Annotated in this window: 16 protein-coding genes; 5 read left to right on the plus strand and 11 right to left on the minus strand. The window is 63.4% G+C overall.

Annotated features, from left to right (window positions below; genetic code table 11):
- Positions 1–194 precede the first annotated feature (194 nt).
- Entirely contained in the window at positions 195–644 is a 450-nt protein-coding gene (locus B7449_RS01390; RefSeq protein WP_039733071.1) for a hypothetical protein, read from the plus strand.
- A 28-nt stretch (positions 645–672) separates the two neighbouring features.
- Complete coding sequence (hpxZ, locus tag B7449_RS01395) at positions 673–1,062, plus strand: oxalurate catabolism protein HpxZ (RefSeq protein ID WP_039733089.1); 390 nt, start codon at positions 673–675, stop codon at positions 1,060–1,062.
- 1 nt (position 1,063) lies between these two features.
- Here the strand turns inward: hpxZ and B7449_RS01400 are convergent, their stop codons facing one another.
- Positions 1,064–1,891 (minus strand): hydroxyethylthiazole kinase, encoded by an 828-nt coding sequence (locus B7449_RS01400; protein WP_039733072.1) that lies wholly within the window; start codon positions 1,889–1,891, stop codon positions 1,064–1,066.
- A gap of 173 nt (positions 1,892–2,064) precedes the next feature.
- Here B7449_RS01400 and B7449_RS01405 point away from each other — a divergent pair, with 173 nt between their 5' ends.
- A complete protein-coding gene (locus tag B7449_RS01405) occupies positions 2,065–2,562 on the plus strand; it encodes a hypothetical protein (RefSeq protein ID WP_199858388.1) in 498 nt (165 codons plus the stop codon).
- 17 nt (positions 2,563–2,579) lie between these two features.
- Here B7449_RS01405 and B7449_RS01410 read toward each other — a convergent pair whose 3' ends face one another.
- Positions 2,580–4,280, minus strand: coding sequence for a thiamine pyrophosphate-binding protein (locus B7449_RS01410; RefSeq protein WP_039733092.1), 1,701 nt, complete (start codon positions 4,278–4,280; stop codon positions 2,580–2,582).
- 366 nt (positions 4,281–4,646) lie between these two features.
- On the opposite strand from B7449_RS01410, the gene B7449_RS01420 reads away from it, so the two are divergent.
- Complete coding sequence (locus B7449_RS01420) at positions 4,647–5,108, plus strand: hypothetical protein (protein ID WP_235721196.1); 462 nt, start codon at positions 4,647–4,649, stop codon at positions 5,106–5,108.
- 55 nt (positions 5,109–5,163) lie between these two features.
- Here B7449_RS01420 and glk read toward each other — a convergent pair whose 3' ends face one another.
- Positions 5,164–6,132 (minus strand): glucokinase, encoded by a 969-nt coding sequence (gene glk / locus B7449_RS01425; RefSeq protein ID WP_039733074.1) that lies wholly within the window; start codon positions 6,130–6,132, stop codon positions 5,164–5,166.
- Between the two features lie 260 nt (positions 6,133–6,392).
- Positions 6,393–7,190, minus strand: a complete 798-nt coding sequence (locus B7449_RS01430; protein WP_039733075.1) for an SDR family NAD(P)-dependent oxidoreductase — start codon at positions 7,188–7,190, stop codon at positions 6,393–6,395.
- A gap of 156 nt (positions 7,191–7,346) precedes the next feature.
- Here B7449_RS01430 and B7449_RS01435 point away from each other — a divergent pair, with 156 nt between their 5' ends.
- On the plus strand, positions 7,347–8,507 hold the full coding sequence (locus B7449_RS01435; protein WP_039733076.1) for a hypothetical protein: 1,161 nt from the start codon (positions 7,347–7,349) through the stop codon (positions 8,505–8,507).
- Positions 8,508–8,528: 21 nt separating this feature from the next.
- Here the strand turns inward: B7449_RS01435 and thiL are convergent, their stop codons facing one another.
- The 7 genes from thiL to cydD all read right to left on the minus strand — a co-directional run bounded on the left by thiL (position 8,529) and on the right by cydD (position 16,537).
- Entirely contained in the window at positions 8,529–9,521 is a 993-nt protein-coding gene (gene thiL, locus B7449_RS01440) for a thiamine-phosphate kinase (protein ID WP_048883138.1), read from the minus strand.
- A gap of 15 nt (positions 9,522–9,536) precedes the next feature.
- Positions 9,537–10,121, minus strand: a complete 585-nt coding sequence (gene nusB, locus B7449_RS01445) for a transcription antitermination factor NusB (protein ID WP_039733077.1) — start codon at positions 10,119–10,121, stop codon at positions 9,537–9,539.
- A 72-nt stretch (positions 10,122–10,193) separates the two neighbouring features.
- A complete protein-coding gene (gene nrdR / locus B7449_RS01450) occupies positions 10,194–10,700 on the minus strand; it encodes a transcriptional regulator NrdR (RefSeq protein ID WP_029329466.1) in 507 nt (168 codons plus the stop codon).
- A 62-nt stretch (positions 10,701–10,762) separates the two neighbouring features.
- Positions 10,763–12,598 carry a DNA helicase RecQ gene (gene recQ / locus B7449_RS01455; protein ID WP_039733078.1) on the minus strand — a complete coding sequence of 612 codons (1,836 nt, stop codon included), beginning with the start codon at positions 12,596–12,598 and terminating at the stop codon, positions 10,763–10,765.
- Between the two features lie 23 nt (positions 12,599–12,621).
- A complete protein-coding gene (locus B7449_RS01460; RefSeq protein ID WP_010514394.1) occupies positions 12,622–12,996 on the minus strand; it encodes an OmpA family protein in 375 nt (124 codons plus the stop codon).
- A gap of 137 nt (positions 12,997–13,133) precedes the next feature.
- A complete protein-coding gene (cydC, locus tag B7449_RS01465) occupies positions 13,134–14,828 on the minus strand; it encodes a thiol reductant ABC exporter subunit CydC (protein WP_039733079.1) in 1,695 nt (564 codons plus the stop codon).
- The gene (gene cydD / locus B7449_RS01470) at positions 14,825–16,537 is read right to left on the minus strand and encodes a thiol reductant ABC exporter subunit CydD (RefSeq protein ID WP_039733081.1); all 1,713 of its coding nucleotides are present in this window, start codon (positions 16,535–16,537) and stop codon (positions 14,825–14,827) included. Before cydD ends, cydC begins: the two co-directional genes overlap by 4 nt.
- Positions 16,538–16,619 lie beyond the last annotated feature (82 nt).

The raw sequence follows: 16,619 nt of genomic DNA on the forward strand, positions 1-16,619 counted from the left end.
CCCGAAAACAAAAAACCACAGAAAACCAACAATCCAGGGAATTATATGAATTGAGAAAAACATGACGGGCGGACAGAATCCGTTTGCCCCTCCCCCGTCAGCATAAATCCTATCCATTTTAAGATGGACGCATCGGGACAGATTCTGAGACATACCCCTGAATTATTACACCATATTGCTGCAAGCAGGTTCCCATGCCGAATCCTTCGACCAAACCCTCCCTTCTTCATGAAGTGAACGATCATGTGGCCGTGCGCATGACGATCATATTCGGAAGCATCTGGTGCGTTTATGCCTTTCTGGTCTTTTCCCTTATCCCGCTGGCCGCACCCGGGTGGCAGAATACGCTGCTTTACATAAGCAACTGTATCCAGCTGGTTGCCCTCCCTGCCCTTATGGTGGGCAATGCGGTACTCAGCCGGGGGACCGACCGGCGCGCGGCGGAAGATCACGCAGCCCTGTTGGAAATATTGAATGATGTCAGATCTGAAGTCGCGGAACTGAAAACAGTGACAGATGATCTGGCCCGCAAAACGAACGAAGCGGCCAGCCGCACACCTTCGGAAGTCGTATCGTTTTCCGATGAAGCTGTTATAAATGTAACGGAAAACGGTGCCCATGCAGCGCCTGCAGCCAAGACATAACGTCACCATCACATTTTATGGAAACATCATGTCCCCTGTCCTGAACCGTCCTGAAATCGTCGCGGAACTGACCGCCATGTCCGATCGCTATGAAAAGGCGCTGGGTGAAAATAACCTTCAGGAACTTGATGCGCTCTTTTACCACGGGCCGGAAACCGTGCGGTATGGGGTTGGCGAAACGCTGTACGGGTTTGATGAAATCGCCGCGTTCCGCCGCAACCGGACAGGAGGGTCCCCCCCGCGCGATGTGCTGCGGCGCCATATTACCGCCATCGGTACGGATGCCGGCACGGTTGACCTGGAATTCCGTCGCCATGGCGGCGAACGGATCGGACGGCAGAGCCAGACATGGATCCGCACCCCCGATGGATGGAAGGTCATTGCCGCGCATGTCTCCCTTATGGCGGATATATCCTGAATTACCTGATCCCGTCGGAGCTGTCGGTGTCCTGCAGATGCGCCAGGACATCGACAAATCCGGTCGCGAAGGAGGCAGGTCCACCTGCGCTCCGGGCCGCGATTTCCGCTGCACGCGCATATAATGCGTGAATGGCGGCCACAGCGACCAGCCTGTCCGGTTCCTCCGGGGTCACAGCAAGGGCCGCTGCCACCAGCCCCCCCAAGGCGCATCCCGCCCCTGTCACGACCGTCAGCAGCCGGTGGCCGCCGGGCACGACAAGATGACGTCCATCAGGGCCGAGTATATGGTCCTCCGGCCCGCTGATCGCCACGATCACCTGTTTATTACGGGCCAGATCCTGCCCCATTGGCACCGCCTGCGCGATGGATGCCGTGGTTTCCACCCCCCGCGCCGTCGCCGCACCACCGGCCAGGGCCATGACCTCGCTGGCATTCCCCCGTATGACGGCTGGTCCCTGTCGCGCCAGGTCACGGATAATTGCGTCATATTCCCCGATACCCGCCCCCATGGCCACGGGGTCGAGCACCCATGGCACCCCTGCGGCATTCGCAGCCCGCACGGCGTCCAGCATATCCTGCGCGGTGCAGTTGATCAGCCCCGCAGCATTGACCCATATTGCCCCTGCCTGCCCCCCGAAACCGGCCGGCCAGCCCGGCGCTGCGCCAATCGCGGGCGCCGCCCCCGCCGCCAGCAGTACATTGGCGCTGAGGGCCGCCGCAACATAGTTGGTCAACCCGTACACAAACGGCGCCTGCTGCCTGACCTGCCGCAGGACGGCGCGGCAGGCAGGATGATCGTAATTCATGGATATGGCTGCTGCGTGCATGAGGTTGCGCTCCTTTCCCACGCGTCCAGCCCATGGGGGCCCGACACGGACAGGGGTTGCCTTTTGGTGGTAATCGACTGAAAAACAAAGAGCGCAGCCGGTCAATCGTACCGGTAGCCCTCTTGATCTCATATATGTTTTTACCAGCCGACATATCGTAGCAGGAACATACCGTGCGACCAGCTTTCCTCTCTGCCCCTGTCATTCTTGCCGCAGGACTACTGGCCTCCTCTTCCGCATGGGCTGCGGACGCACTGGGACAGCCAACGGCCAGGTTATGTTTCACCCTGCGCGACGCAGCCCTTGCCGGCGGGTATTCCTGGGGCAAGGGACGCCTGTATTTTGGCGAACACTCCTATCCGGTCAAGATTACTGGCGGTGGAGCAATCGGGATTGGGTACAGCAAGCTCAGGGGCGAAGGGACGGTCTATAATCTTGCCCGCCTGTCCGATATCAATGGCACGTACTGGTCCGTCCGGGCGGAAGGCACCATGGGCCGTGGGCGCAATGTCGCGGTGCTGGATAACAACCATGGCGTGGACATAAAGACGACCATGCATACCAGTGGCGCACATCTGGCCGCCGCCGTCATGCGGCTGACCCTGCGCGTGGACCCGGGCCGGGAGCGGGCCGATACCCTGCCGGCCCGCTGCACCTTTCCCCTGCGCTGAAGACCGGACCGTTTTTTCTAGATCGTGCTGATCACGATCTCGACAAGGTTGGGACGGCCAGATGCCATTGCGGCCTCGATCGCCGGGGCAATATCCGTCGCACGGGTAATAAGGCAGGCGTCCAGGCCATAGGACGTGGCCATGGCCTGATAATCGATCGGTGGATTACACAGGTCCATCGCCAGAAAATTCCCTTCCTGCGCGGAAATGTAGTGCGTCTGTCCGCGCATGAAGCCCTTCAACACGTTATATTCACGATTGTTCATCACCACGAAGGTCACCGGCAGGCTTTCATGCGCCGCCGTCCACAGGGCCTGCGGGGAATACAGTGCCGCACCATCCCCAACCAGGCAGACCACCGGCTCCCGCCCCAGCCCGAGCGAGGCCCCGACCGCGGCCGGCATCCCCCACCCCAGCGCACCACCGCGCAGGAAGGAATATTGCGCAGCCCAGTCGCTATCAAGGAACATGCGCGTATAGGAGGATGTCGCAATCGCTTCATCCACAATGGCAATCCGGGGACCAATGGCACGCACGACCTCATGCGCGGCGACACAGGGTGCTATGACCGGGTCATCGCGGTGACGGGCCACAAGGCCCTCCGCCTCGGCACGCCTGCTGGCGCGGGCGGCGATAATACGATGGCGGGCTGCCGTGAATTCGGCCCGGCGGGGCTGCGTCGCCTGCTGCAGCAGGGGTAGCAGCACATCCAGTGACGCACGGATATTCCCCACCAGCGAAAGCGGGGTCTGGAATGTACGCCCCAGATCACGCACATCGGCCGATACCTGATAAACCGCGCAGCCCGGCGGCACGGGCGAGCCTTCGGAATACAGGATGGTAATCAGCGATTTGCCACCCAGCGCGAAGATCGCGTCATAATCCGCAAGCCTGTGGGCGATGTCGGTCGCACGCGTGGGCATGTTTCCCGCCCATAATGGGCAGGACGTCGCAAACGGAATACGCGATGGCCAGGACGCGCCATAAACCGGCGCACCAAGAATTTCGGCCACTGCCGCGACCTGTGCCGCCGCATCCGCGCCGTGGACCTCATCCCCCGCGATGATCGCCAGCCGCCCCGGCGTAATCCCCGCCAGCGCACGCGCCAGATCCGGCAGGCCGCCAGCTATGGAGTCGCGATTGATGACGGATGGGGAGCCAACATCCACATCACTGGTTTCCTCCATCACGTCCATGGGCAGCGACAGGAAGACCGGCCCGGACGGAGCGGCCATCGAATCATTGAAGGCCCGCCGCACCAGCACAGGCAACTGGTCCGCATGCAGGACTTCCTGCGCCCATTTGACGGCAGGGGTCGCGATACTGACCAGATCCCCGAACAGCAGCGGGTCGGAAATCGTATGCCGCGAGTCCTGCTGTCCCGCCGTCACCACAAGCGGCGTCTGTGACACGCTAGCGTTCAGCAGATTGCCCATGCCATGCCCCAGCCCCCCTGCGGTGTGCAGGTTGAGGAAACCGGGACGACCCGCGGCCTGTGCATAACCATCGGCCATGGCCACTACGCTCGCTTCCTGCAGCGCGAGGATATATTTCAGGTCCGGACGGCCCTGAAGCGCATCGATCAGGGGCAGTTCCGTCGTGCCGGGATTGCCAAAAATGTAGCTAACCCCTTCACTTTCCAGAATTTCCAGCAGGATATCGGCACCCCGCCGCCCCCCTGTCCGCCGTGCTGCGACCTCAAGCGGTGTAATAGCCATGCTGTCCCCTGCGTATGCATTGACGGTGCGGCTATCGCACCACGTTTCTGGGACCGGGTCCACCATCGGGATAATCAGGGCAGATGCCATTTTTATCTTGATAATGATAATTATTATCATTATCAATTTCCTTACCCGTGGGTCGCCCGACAGATTCCCGATCGTCGATTTCCCAACTTGTCCACGGAACCTTACGGCATCACCCGGTTCCCGGATGATGCCGTTTTTTTATCCGGCCTTTTCAGCCCGCAGGCATTTGGACCGGAAGGAAGGATATTTTTTCATGCCGGAGCGGGGATAATCGTACTCTTTCAATTGACCCACGTTCCGGACGTGAAGATGATGCGGTAACACGCAGTCATGAAAGTGAGCCCCTTGTCCGCTGACAGTCCCGCTACCCTGTCTGCCCTGCCATCCGACGGGAATAACGCGGAGAATGCGCCCCTGTCGCCCGTAATCGATGCGCTGCATCGCGGCGGCCTGATTACCGCGCACCACATGGCGGCAGCCCGGTTCTGGGCCACGGATTACCGGATTGGCGTCATGGGACAGGAAGACCCGGATCTGGACAAGACATCCCTCGGCCTGTCCATGCGGCCGCTGAACGGGCGGATGGGGTCAATCAACCGTTACAGATATATTCATGACATCATTGGCCACCGCTACGAGCGGATTCTGGTCGCCACCATGATCAACAACCAGCCGATGCATGAAATCGCCTACCATGCCCGGTATGATCCCCGGCATATGGGCAGTGTGCTGGCGCTGCTGCTGGATTTCCTGACCCGGCATTATGACGCCATGCCCGGGCACCTGTGGCGCGGCTGATCCCGGATATGAAAAAGGGCGCCCCGCCAATGACGGGACGCCCCTTCAGGCCGTATCAGCGATAGGCTTCGGCAAAGGCTGCCGCCGCACCCAGCAGCCCGGGCTGGGGATAGGTAATCAGCTTGACCGGCATTTCCGACATCATGCCTTCAAACCGGCCCTTGGCCACGAAACGTTCGGCAAAACCGGAACGGGGCAGGTGTTCGGCCAGACGCAGCCCAAGGCCACCGGCGATCACGACCGCGCTGCCCCCCTGCGCCAGGGCCAGGTCACCCGCGACCGTGCCAAGGCTGAGGCAGAAACGTTCCAGCGCCGCGGCAGCCACCGGGTCGGACCCTTCCAGCGCCATGGTCCACAGCGCCTTGTCATCACGCGCCTTGACCGACAGTTCCCCCATTTCGGCAATCGCCTCGTACAGGTTCAGCAGCCCCGGCCCCGACACCACGCGCTCGACCGATACACGCCGGTAGCGACGGCGCAGCACGCTCAGGATCCGGTCTTCAAGCTGATCCAGCGGGGAAAAGTCGATATGGCCGCCTTCGGTCTCGCACACGAAATAACCATTCTTGCGGCGTACGATATAGGCGGATCCCAGACCGGTGCCCGGCCCTACAACGGTAATCACACCCTGTTCAGGCAGGGGCAGCTCGGGGCCGCAGATATGCTGCAGGCTGTCTTCGCCCACCTGCGCCACGGCATGGGCCACGGCGCCGAAATCATTCACCAGGATCAGTTCGTCCACACCCAGCTTGACCGGCAGCCACGCGGGCTGGATGACCCATGGGTTATTGGTCAGCTTGAGGATGTCGCCCTTGATCGGGCAGGCCACGGCAATGCCTGCGGCCCTGGGCAGGGGACGGTCAACCACGCGGGCAAAGGCTTCCCATGCCAGCTGCAGGCTGGCGTGATCGGCACATTTCAGGGTCGTGGCGTCCCCCAGCGTGACAACCCGCCCCTGATCAACCTGGGCAATGGCAAAGCGCGCATGCGTGCCGCCAATATCAACTGCTACGATCTCTTTCATGTCCGGTCACGCTCCGTGGCCATACGGCAGCTCCTTGCCCCGCTATTACAATAAAAACAGTCTGCGATTGTGCCCTTTCCCATGCATTTTATGCAACAGAACAGGCAATTCAGGCGCCGCAGACATACCGATTAACACATCTGACCAGAAAACAAGACCAGCTATCGCGCAATTTCATTGATAAATGTCACGAAATGGCCACAATCGTTCCGATCAACATTAAAACATATTATACGGCCCCTGCCCCCACCGCAGGCAGTTCAGTCCATCTGGTCGGCCTTGATGGCCGACAGGATTCGCCGCTTGAGTGGCCACGGCACCAGCGTATCCACCAGCCGCAGCACTGAAAACACGAACGGAAAGACCAGGTGCGGCCGGTTGCGGTCCACGGCACGGGCGATCCTGCGCGCGGCGGAAGGTGCGCTCTGCAGGAAGGGCTTGGCCCCCACCACGCGGCGGCTCATGGGGGTATCCACAAACCCGGGCGAAACCAGCGTCACCCCGATCCCCAGCGGGGCCAGCGCCATCTGCTGCGCCTCGGCAAAGCGTTTCAGCCCCGCCTTGGACCCGGAATAGGCCGCGGCGAATGGCAGGGCATGAAAGGCGGCAACGGAACTGATCATCACGATATGTCCCCGCCCGCGCGGAGCCATGCGCTCGGCCGCGGCGGCCGCCATGGCCGATGGCGTGGCATAATTGACCATCCCCAGGCGCAGCACGTCCTCCGCGCGTTCCACCACGTCGTCCCCGCGCCGCATGTCCCCAAGTCCCGCGGCAAGGATGGCGATATCCACCGGATGGCTGTCATCATCCTCACGCAGGGCTGCAATCGCCGCCGCCCCATCAGACAGGTCCAGCACGCGCGTATGCACGCTGACGCCGTAACTGCGGGCGCGTACGGCCACATTTTCCAGCCGTTCGGCATTGCGCCCCCACAGCACCAGCGGCCGACCACGGGCCGCATACAGCCACGCCAGTTCCGCCCCGATCCCGCTGGATGCCCCCGTAATCAGCACATATGCCCCTTCATCCATGCGTGAACCGGACCGAACCGTCATTGTCTATCTTCCTTTTAAGGGTCCTTCTGTGCCATCAGCACAGCAACAGGACGGACCACCGAATCATTTCTTTTAACCCATGCCTGCATAGCCTGCCCCGTTCCGTGACGGAATGAAGGTCGATGCGGGTAATGTTCAGGATGCAACGAACCGGTCATGAACGAAACCGATCGTCTTACTATCATTCCCGTTTCCGGCTTTCGTCAGATGACCACCTTTATCCAGCTGCCCCGCCGCCTGTACGCCGGGTTGCCGGGTTATGTCGCGCCCCTGGACCTGACCCAGCGCGACCTGCTGACCCCACGCAAGAGTCCATTTTTCCGTCAGGGCCGTGCGCAGTATTTCCTGGCCATGCGGGGCAACCGGGCCGTGGGGCGCATATCCGCCCAGATCGACCCGGTTTCCATGGAACATTATGGCGAACCGGTCGGCTTTTTCGGCGCGCTGGACGCCATTGACGATCTGAAGGTTGTATCCGCCCTGCTGGACGCGGCGGGCACATGGCTGCGCCAGCACGGCATGAAGCTCATGCGCGGGCCGCAGACGCTGGATAGCAATGGTGAATTCGGCATGATGATCGAGGGCCACCACGCCCTGCCCATGGTGGCCATGCCGTGGCACCCCCAATGGCTGCCCGGCATGATGGAAGCCTGCGGCTGCACCAAGGTGCGCGACCTTGTCGCCTACCAGATGCGCACCGGCCCGGATGCGGAGGAAGCCCACCTTGTCCCCGCCAGCCTGCGTCTGGGCGAAGGGCGTCTGGGCAATGTCACCACCCGTGGCCTGCGCATGGACCGCATTGACGAAGATGGGGAGATCCTGCGCACGCTGTACAACGACGCATGGCGCAACAACTGGGGATCGATCCCGCTGGCGCGGGAAGACATGCAGGCCATGATCGTGGAAATGAAGCCGATCCTGCGGCCCGAGCATTTCGTGCTGATCGAACAGGATGGCAAGCCGGTCTGCGTGGCGCTGGTTGTGCCCAATGTGTTCGACATTTCCGCCGACCTCAACGGAGATCCCTCACCGCTGGGATGGCTGAAGCTGGGCAAGCGCCTGCTGCGGCATGAATTCCATTCCGCCCGCGTTATCCTGCTGGGGGTCAGTTCCGTGCTGGATGGCACGGCACTGGGCGCGATCATGCCCGCGCTCGCCATTACCGAACTCATGAAACGCGGGCGCAGCCTGCCCTACCGCACGGTCGAACTGGGCTGGGTGCTGGAAACAAACCTGCCCATGCGCCGCCTGATCGAACGCATCACGCCCGAACCGTGCAAGCGCTACCGGGTCTATGACCGTTCCCTGACCGACTGAACGGCATATCGTGGCCGGGGCTCAGCCCCTGTCCGGCACATGGCTCCAGCCGCGCCGGGCCAGCACCATCTCGTGCCCTGCACCGTCGCGCACCTGCACGCCATTTCCCGCCACCACCTGACCGATGCGCGTCACCGCCACCCCGGACCGTGCGGCATGGCGCAGCAGGCGATCTTCATGCGCAGGCGGGACGGCCAGCAGCAGTTCATAATCATCCCCCCCGCTCAGGCAGGTGGGCAGCCATTGCGGGCCAAGCGCACGCACGGCCGGCGAAAGCGGCACCTGATCCGCATGGATCACGATACCGACCCCGCTTTCACGCGCCATGTGCCCCAGATCCTGCACCAGCCCATCGGATACATCCATCCCGGCGGATGCCACATCGCCCAGCGCCAGCCCCAGCCGGGGTCGTGGCAACTGGTACCGTCGCGCCAGGAAATGATCGGGGTCGGCCACCTGGCCCCGTCGCGCCAGCAGGCCCATCGCGCCATCACCAATGGTGCCCGTCACCCATATGCCGTCACCCACGCGGGCGGTACTGCGCCGTAACGCCTGCCCCGGTGCCACATGCCCCAGCACCGTCAGGGACAAAACAAGCGGCCCGGAGGTCGAGGTGGTATCCCCCCCCAGCAACGTAATGCCAAAGCGTTTCTGGTCACGCACCAGACCGGATGCAAAGCCTGCGAACCATGCCTCATCCCGCTCGGGCGGCATGGACACCGTCATGAGATAGCCCAGCGGGGTCGCATCCATTGCGGCAAGATCAGACAGATTGCAGCGCAGCAGCTTGCGCCCGACGGTATCAGACGGATCATCAGGCAGGAAATGGACGCCTTCAACCATGGCGTCGGCGGCAATGACCAGTTCACGCCCGGCAGGCGGCATGAACACGGCGGCATCATCGCGCAGGTCCAGCGCCCCATTTCCCGCAAGCGGGCGGAAAATACGGGCAATAAACCCGAATTCCGCCGGCAGGCCATTATCTGACAGCGTGTCCTGTCCCATGGCCGTCATGCCCTTCCGCCGGGTTCAGGCAGGCCTGGTGTCGGGCGCGGCATCGGCGGCGGGAACTTCTTCTTCATCCACCGCGACCGTTTCCACGCCATCCGTATCCGCCACGGGCGCTACCGGGTCATTAATCCGCCGCGAAAGGGCATCGAGCACGCCGTTGAGCATGCGCGGCTCATCCCCGGCGAGGAACCCATGGGCGATATCCATGTATTCATTGATGATGACACGGGCGGGAACAGGGTCCGCGCCGGTCATCTCGCCACCCGCGGCATGCATGATCGCACGCAGCACCGGGTCCAGCCGGGCCAGCGGCCACGAGGCGGGCAGGATGTCGTGCAGAAACGCATCAATGCGGTCCTGCCGGGCCATGGCGCCCCGCACCACGATCCCGAACAGGCGCGCATCCGCATCAGGCACCTGACCGTCGGCATAGGCACACTGTTCGGATGCGGACGTGCCCAGCCGGTGGCGCATGAACTGGTTTATGACACGTTCCGGGCTTTCATTGCCCTGTTCGATCTGGAACAGGGCCTGCACCGCGGCAACACGCGATGCGGTACGGGAACGGACCCTGGGCTGCCGGTCACCGTCTGTCTGTGTCATGGCGCGTTACTCCTGCTATGGCATTGCTGCAAATTCTGGGTTTCATCGCCTCTTTGCGCGGCGGGGTCCAGTTCAATCTTTGTCTTTCGGGTCGGATGGGGAAAACTCTTCGCCCGCATCCCCCGATACGGATGCTGAAATCGTATCCAGAATATCCGCGAAATCCTTGGTTTCCCGGAAATCCCAATGCACGCTGGCGAAACGGATATAGGCCACGGAATCAATTTCACGCAGCGTTTCCATGATCAGCCGGCCAATATCGCGTGACGGAATATCCGTCTCACCCATTGCTTCAAGATGCCGGACCAGACCATTGACGATCCGTTCAATCCGATCGGCATCCACCGGGCGTTTGCGCAGCGCGATACGGACCGACCGCGCCATCTTGTCGCGTTCGAACGGCACGCGGCGCCCGTCGGCCTTGATCACCACAAGATCCCGCAACTGCACGCGCTCGATGGTGGTGAAACGCTGCCCGCATGATCCGCATATGCGCCTGCGCCGGATGGCCGCACCGTCTTCATGCGGGCGGCTGTCCTTCACCTGCGTATCGTCATTTCCACAAAAAGGGCAACGCATGCAAAACCGTTTCCTGATTACGCGATGAAACAGAACACGCCACGCAGGGGCGACGTGACGGGCTAGGCGCCGACATCAGCCAGTACATCCAGCACCGCAGCACCATAGCGGGCCAGCTTGGAGCCACCCACCCCCCGGATCATGCCAAGTTCATCCAGCGAGGTCGGGCATTCCAGTGCAATATCATGCAGCACGGCATCATGGAAAATGACATAGGGCGGAATTTCCTGCTCCCGCGCCTCACCCAGCCGCCATTGCCGCAGCGCCTCGTACCGTGCTGCGGCTTCCGGCGTCAGGTCCACCATCTGGGGCCGCTGCCCGCTGCCTGAACCGCGACCTGCCGCCTTCAAATCCTCGGTCGCGTCCTCGCGCAGCATGATCTGCTCCTCGCCACGCAATATGGGACGCGCACGTCCCTCCTCAAGGGCAAGGGCATTATATTCGCCTGTCACCTTTATCGCACCACGCGCGATCAGCTGGCGGATCACGCCACGCCAGAAGGGTTCGGGCCGATCGCGGCCAATACCGAACACACTCAGCTTTTCATGCCCATGGCGCGACGTCATGTCCGACGCCTTGCCCCGCAGCACGCCTGCCACATGCACCGCGCCAAAACGCTGCCCCGTGCGATAGATGGCCGACAGCACCTTCTGTGCCGCCACCGTGCCATCAAACGTCGCGACCGGATTGCGGCAGTTGTCGCAGTGCCCGCAGGCGGTAGACAGTTCCTCGCCAAAACAGGACAGCAGCGCCTGCGTGCGGCATCCCGTGGTCTCGGTCAGGGCGATCATGGCTTCCAGGCGGGCACTCATGATCCGTTTCTGGGCCTCGGGCGCGTTGGACTGTTCCAGCCAGTACCGGGCACGGGCCATGTCATCGCCACCATACAGCAGCACGGTCTCGGCCTGCGCGCCATCACGCCCGGCGCGGCCGATCTGCTGATAGTACCCTTCGGGCGAGGACGGCATGTCCAGATGCACGACGGCGCGCACGTCGGGCCGGTCGATTCCCATGCCAAAGGCGATGGTGGCGACGATCACCACCGGCTCCCCCGAGCGGAACCGCATGAGGGCCGCGCGCTTTTCCACCGGCGACAGGCCGGCATGGAACGGCAGCGCGGCATAGCCCTTCCCCGCAAGCGAACGGGCAATCCGCTCGGTCTTGCTGCGGCTGCCGCAATAGACGATGGACGCCGTCCCCCGGTGCCGGTCCAGTATGCCTGTCAACTGCCGCAGTTCCGATGTCTTGGGACGCACGGCGATATCAAGGTTGGGCCGGTGGAAGCTGGCCTTCAGCACCGTTGCATCGGGCATCGCCAGCGCATCGAGGATATCACTGCGCGTACGCGCATCCGCCGTGGCGGTCAGGGCGATGCGGGGCACATTGGGAAAATGCTGTGGCAGGGCCGCAAGTTCGCGGTATTCGGGCCGGAATTCATGGCCCCACGCGGAAATGCAGTGAGCTTCGTCAATCGCGATGACCGACAGCGTCAGGCGCCCGAGCCGTTCCAGCATGCCGGGAGAAAGCAGCCGTTCAGGCGAGACATAAAGAATGTCCAGCCGCCCCGCCATAAGGTCCGATCGGACACGGGCGGCATCATCGGCTTCCTGTTCGGAATGCAGCGCGCCAGCATTCACCCCCAGCTGGCGCAGGGCCGCCACCTGATCGTCCATCAGCGCGATCAGGGGGGAAATGACCAGCCCGGTCCCGGGGCGCGCCAGGGCGGGCACCTGATAGCAGACACTCTTGCCGCCACCCGTCGGCATGAGCACAAGACAGTCCCGGCCTGCCATGACCTCATCCACGGCCTGCTGCTGCAGGCCACGGAAATCAGGGAAGCCGAATACCTCGGCCAGCACATTACGCGGATTGCGCGATGCGCCGTCATGGGCAGTCATATCGTCAGAAAAAGGACCGTCGCTCAGCGTCCACCAACCTCGATTTCGACACGGCGCGACGCCAGCGCACCATTTTCGTTGTTCAGCGGGCCGCGCGGCTGCTGGCGGATACGGCTGGCGTCCACGCCGTCAACCGCAAGCTGGCGGGCCACGATCTTGGCACGGTCGATGGCTAGCAGCTCATCAGCCGACAGGTCGTGGCTGGCAGCGGCGTAACCTTCAACACGCACATTGGCGTGGCTCGAGACCGCGCGCTGCGCAGCCTGCGTGATCACGGTCTGGGCCGGCGTGTCGAGCTGGGTGGAGTTCTCGGTAAAGAACACGACATATTTACCCGGATGGCCACCAGCACACCCTGTCAGCAGACCAAGACCAAGAAGAAGGGACAGGCGACGCATGATGAATTTACTCCTGATTCAGGTATTCAAGACGGATCGCTCTCAGCCTTATGGTATGCCCGATCCGGTTTTCCGCTACTTCGTGCCCTGTAGGGATAGCCGCGTCAATCCTTTCGACCGGCATGGCCGCCCCTTTGTCACCGGACACTGACCATTTTTCCGCCAGAAATACGCCATATTTTGTCCAGTTTTTCGATGCCTGTCAGGCGGTGCGCGATCAGGATGACGGTGCGCCCCTGTGTGACATCATTCAGGGTCTGGAGGAATTCCTGCTCGGTGCGGGCATCAAGCCCCGTGGCCGGTTCATCCAGTATCAGGATGGGCGCGCGTGACAGCAGCACCCGAGCCAGCGCCAGACGCCGCCCCTGCCCGCCGGACAGGCTTGCGCCGCCTTCACCCAGCCAGCTGTCCAGACCTTCAGGCAGGTCACGCACCACATCCGCAACCCGGGCCTGTTCCAGCGCGGTCCACAAATCGGCTTCCGTGGCATCGGGACGGCCCAGCAGCAGGTTGACACGAATCGTATCGGCAAACAGGTGCGTCGCCTGCGACAGCCATGCGATCCGCCCGCGCAGGTCCTCATCGCGGATGGTGGCGATATCGCGGCCACCCAGCGTAATGCACCCCGCCTGGGGCGCCACCGCCTTGAGCAGCAGCGCCGCCAGCGTGGACTTCCCGGCGCCCGACGATCCCAGCACCGCAATGCGCTGGCCTGCCGGAATGCCCAGGCTCAGGTCATCAAGCACCGGGGCACGATTGGCGTCCCAGCGGAAGGAAACATGATCGAAGCAGATGTCGGTCCCTGCCGGCGCGGGCTCGGTGCCTTCGGGCGGGGCATGTTCCGGCATGTCGCTTACGGCCACGACACGGGCCGCGGCCCGTGTAATGCTGCCTGCCAGCGCACCCGCGCGGGTCAGTCCCCCAACGCTTTCAAAGGCCGCAACTGTCAGGAACAGGACTGCCGCCGCAGGCAGGGGCGCAATATGCGGCAGCCCGATGCCCAGTGCCGCGGCCAGCACCACCAGCACCGCCGCCTGTCCGCACAGGTAAGACGCGGCGCCTGCCATGGCCAGCATGCGCGCCTGCTTCATCTGGGCACGGTACAGGGCATCGTCACGGTCACGGACATGGGCCAGCATGCGGCCTTCCGCCCCGAAGGTTGCGATTTCGCGCAGCCCCCCCACCATGTCCAGCACGCCAATCCGCAACTGCGCGCTGGCGTGGTTGACCAGGCCGCCCTCGCGTCGTCCCAGCATGGCGGCGACCAGCGGCAGGCCAAAGGCACTGCAGGCAAACAGCCCGGCCACGACAACCGCCAGCACCGTATTGACCATGTTGATGGCAATGAACAGGAACGGCAGCACCAGACAGGCGCCAAGCAGCGGGATGATGATGCGCAGGTACAGCCCGTCCAGCGTCTCGACATCAGACACCAGCCGCGACAGCAGATCACCCGCGCGACGGAAGCCCAGCCCCGCCGCAGCCCCGCGGGCGAGGTTGCGGAAGAACCATACCCGCACATCCGCCAGCGCGCGGAACATCGCGTCATGCGTGACCAGACGTTCGGTGTAGCGCAGGATCACACGCGCGCTGCCGAAGATACGCAGCGCCCCGGTCGTCACCACGACCATGCCCACCGTCATGGCCGCGACCCGCATGCCCGCCTCGCGCATCAGCACAAGGCCGATCAGCACGGCCAGCAGGGACAGAAGCGCGCCCGCTGTCAGCAACGGGGCGCGGCGCTGCCATATGTGCAGGATCTGCACCACCGGCCCCATCACGCCTTCACGCCGCGCCTGCCGCGCGAATTCCCGGTTTTCCGAGGATTTCACGATGCATTCTCCCCACTGGTGACAATACGGCCATGATCAAGGTCCACCCGCTGTCCCCCGAACCCGTCCACCGCTGCCGAATGGCTGGCGAGGATAACCGTGCGACGGGCCGCAAGCGCACGCAGGCTGTCGAACACGTCCGCCTCGGTCTGCGGGTCAAGGTGGGATGTCGGTTCATCCAGCAAAAGCAGCGGCGCGTCCTTGAGGAAGGCACGCGCAATCGCCACGCGCTGCGCCTGCCCGCCCGACAGGCCGAACCCGCCTTCGCCGATCAGGGTCTCAAGGCCATGCGGCAGGGTGGCGATGAACGTGTCCGCCGCCGCCGCCCTAATGGCGGCCTGCAACTGCGCATCCGTGGCGTCGGGACGGGCAAACAGGATATTTTCGCGCAGGGTGCCCGCGAACAGGACCGGCTTCTGTCCGATCCACGATGTCATGGCCACCAGCGCCTCGGGCAGGATGGTGGTCATGTCGACACCGTTGAAGGTAATGCGCCCGCTTTCAGGCTGGATGAAGCCCAGCAGCATTTCGATCACGGTGGACTTGCCCGACCCCGACGGTCCGCACAGCACCAGCGTCTGGCCTGCAGGCGCGGTAAACGTAATATCATCCAGCGTCGCGCCGCGCGCGGGATCCCACATGAAGCCCACATGCTCGAACGCGACACTGACCCCCTGCCCCGTTTCGCACACTGCCTGCCCGGCGGTGCGCACGGCGGTGGCATCAGGCAGGATCCGCATGGCCGCGGCAGCGCCCGATGCATGGGCGCGATCCTGATACGCCAGCGCCAGACTGCGGAAGGGCGCGAAGAATTCCGGCACCAGCAGCACGACAAACAGCCCGCGCGCCACATGCGCCGCCATCAGCGCCGCCGACATGCCCTGATCATGCAGCGCCATAAGCTGCGCCCCGTTGCGCAACGCCACCAGCACAAGGGCCACGACCATCGCGCAGTCAATGGATGCCGAGGACAGGAACGCAACCCGCAGCACCTTCATGGTGCGCAGGCGCAGTTCTTCCGCCGCAGCCGCAAGCCTGCGCGTTTCATCGTCCGTCCGCCCGGACAGGACAATGGTGGCGATGCCCCTCACCCGGTCAAGGAAGCGGGCCTGCAGGCGGGTCATGGCGAGGAACTGGTTGCGCGACGCAACCGCGGCACCGATGCCGAACAGGGCCTGCCCGAAGGGCACGGCAATACCGCATATCGCCATGATCAGCGCCGAACCCGGCTGCACCAGGGCGGCAAGGACACCAATGACAAGCGGGGCCGCGACCCACAGCACGGAAGCAGGCAGCCAGCGGGCGAAGAACCCGTCCAGCGCCTCGATCCGGTCAACGGCCAGTGCCGCCAGTTCCCCTGTATGGTGACGGCGCAGCAGACCCGGCCCGCCGCGCAGGATGGCGTCCAGCACCCCGCCACGCAGGCGCGCGCGCGCCTTCATGCCCGCACGGGCGGCCAGCATGTCCGACCCCATCTGCAAGACAGCGCGGATGATGGCCAGCACCACCAGCCCGGCCAGCGGCCACGTCACCGCAGGCTGGCCGCCGCCCACCAGCACGTACGCCAGCACGTTGGCCACGCACCAGACCTGTCCCACCGCGGTGGCCGCCGTGGCCAGCCCCAGCAACACAACCGGCATGGCCTGCCGGCGCCCAAGACGCGACTGTGCCTTCGTCCACGCCTTCATCACTGTCTTGTCATCGTTCATGACCGTTCCCTATACCGAAGGACACGGCACAGGGACAGCCATCATCCATGGCCTGAATCTGCCCACGCCATAACTCTGCCAT

The organism is Komagataeibacter intermedius TF2 (assembly GCF_000964425.1).
Taxonomy (GTDB): domain Bacteria; phylum Pseudomonadota; class Alphaproteobacteria; order Acetobacterales; family Acetobacteraceae; genus Komagataeibacter; species Komagataeibacter intermedius.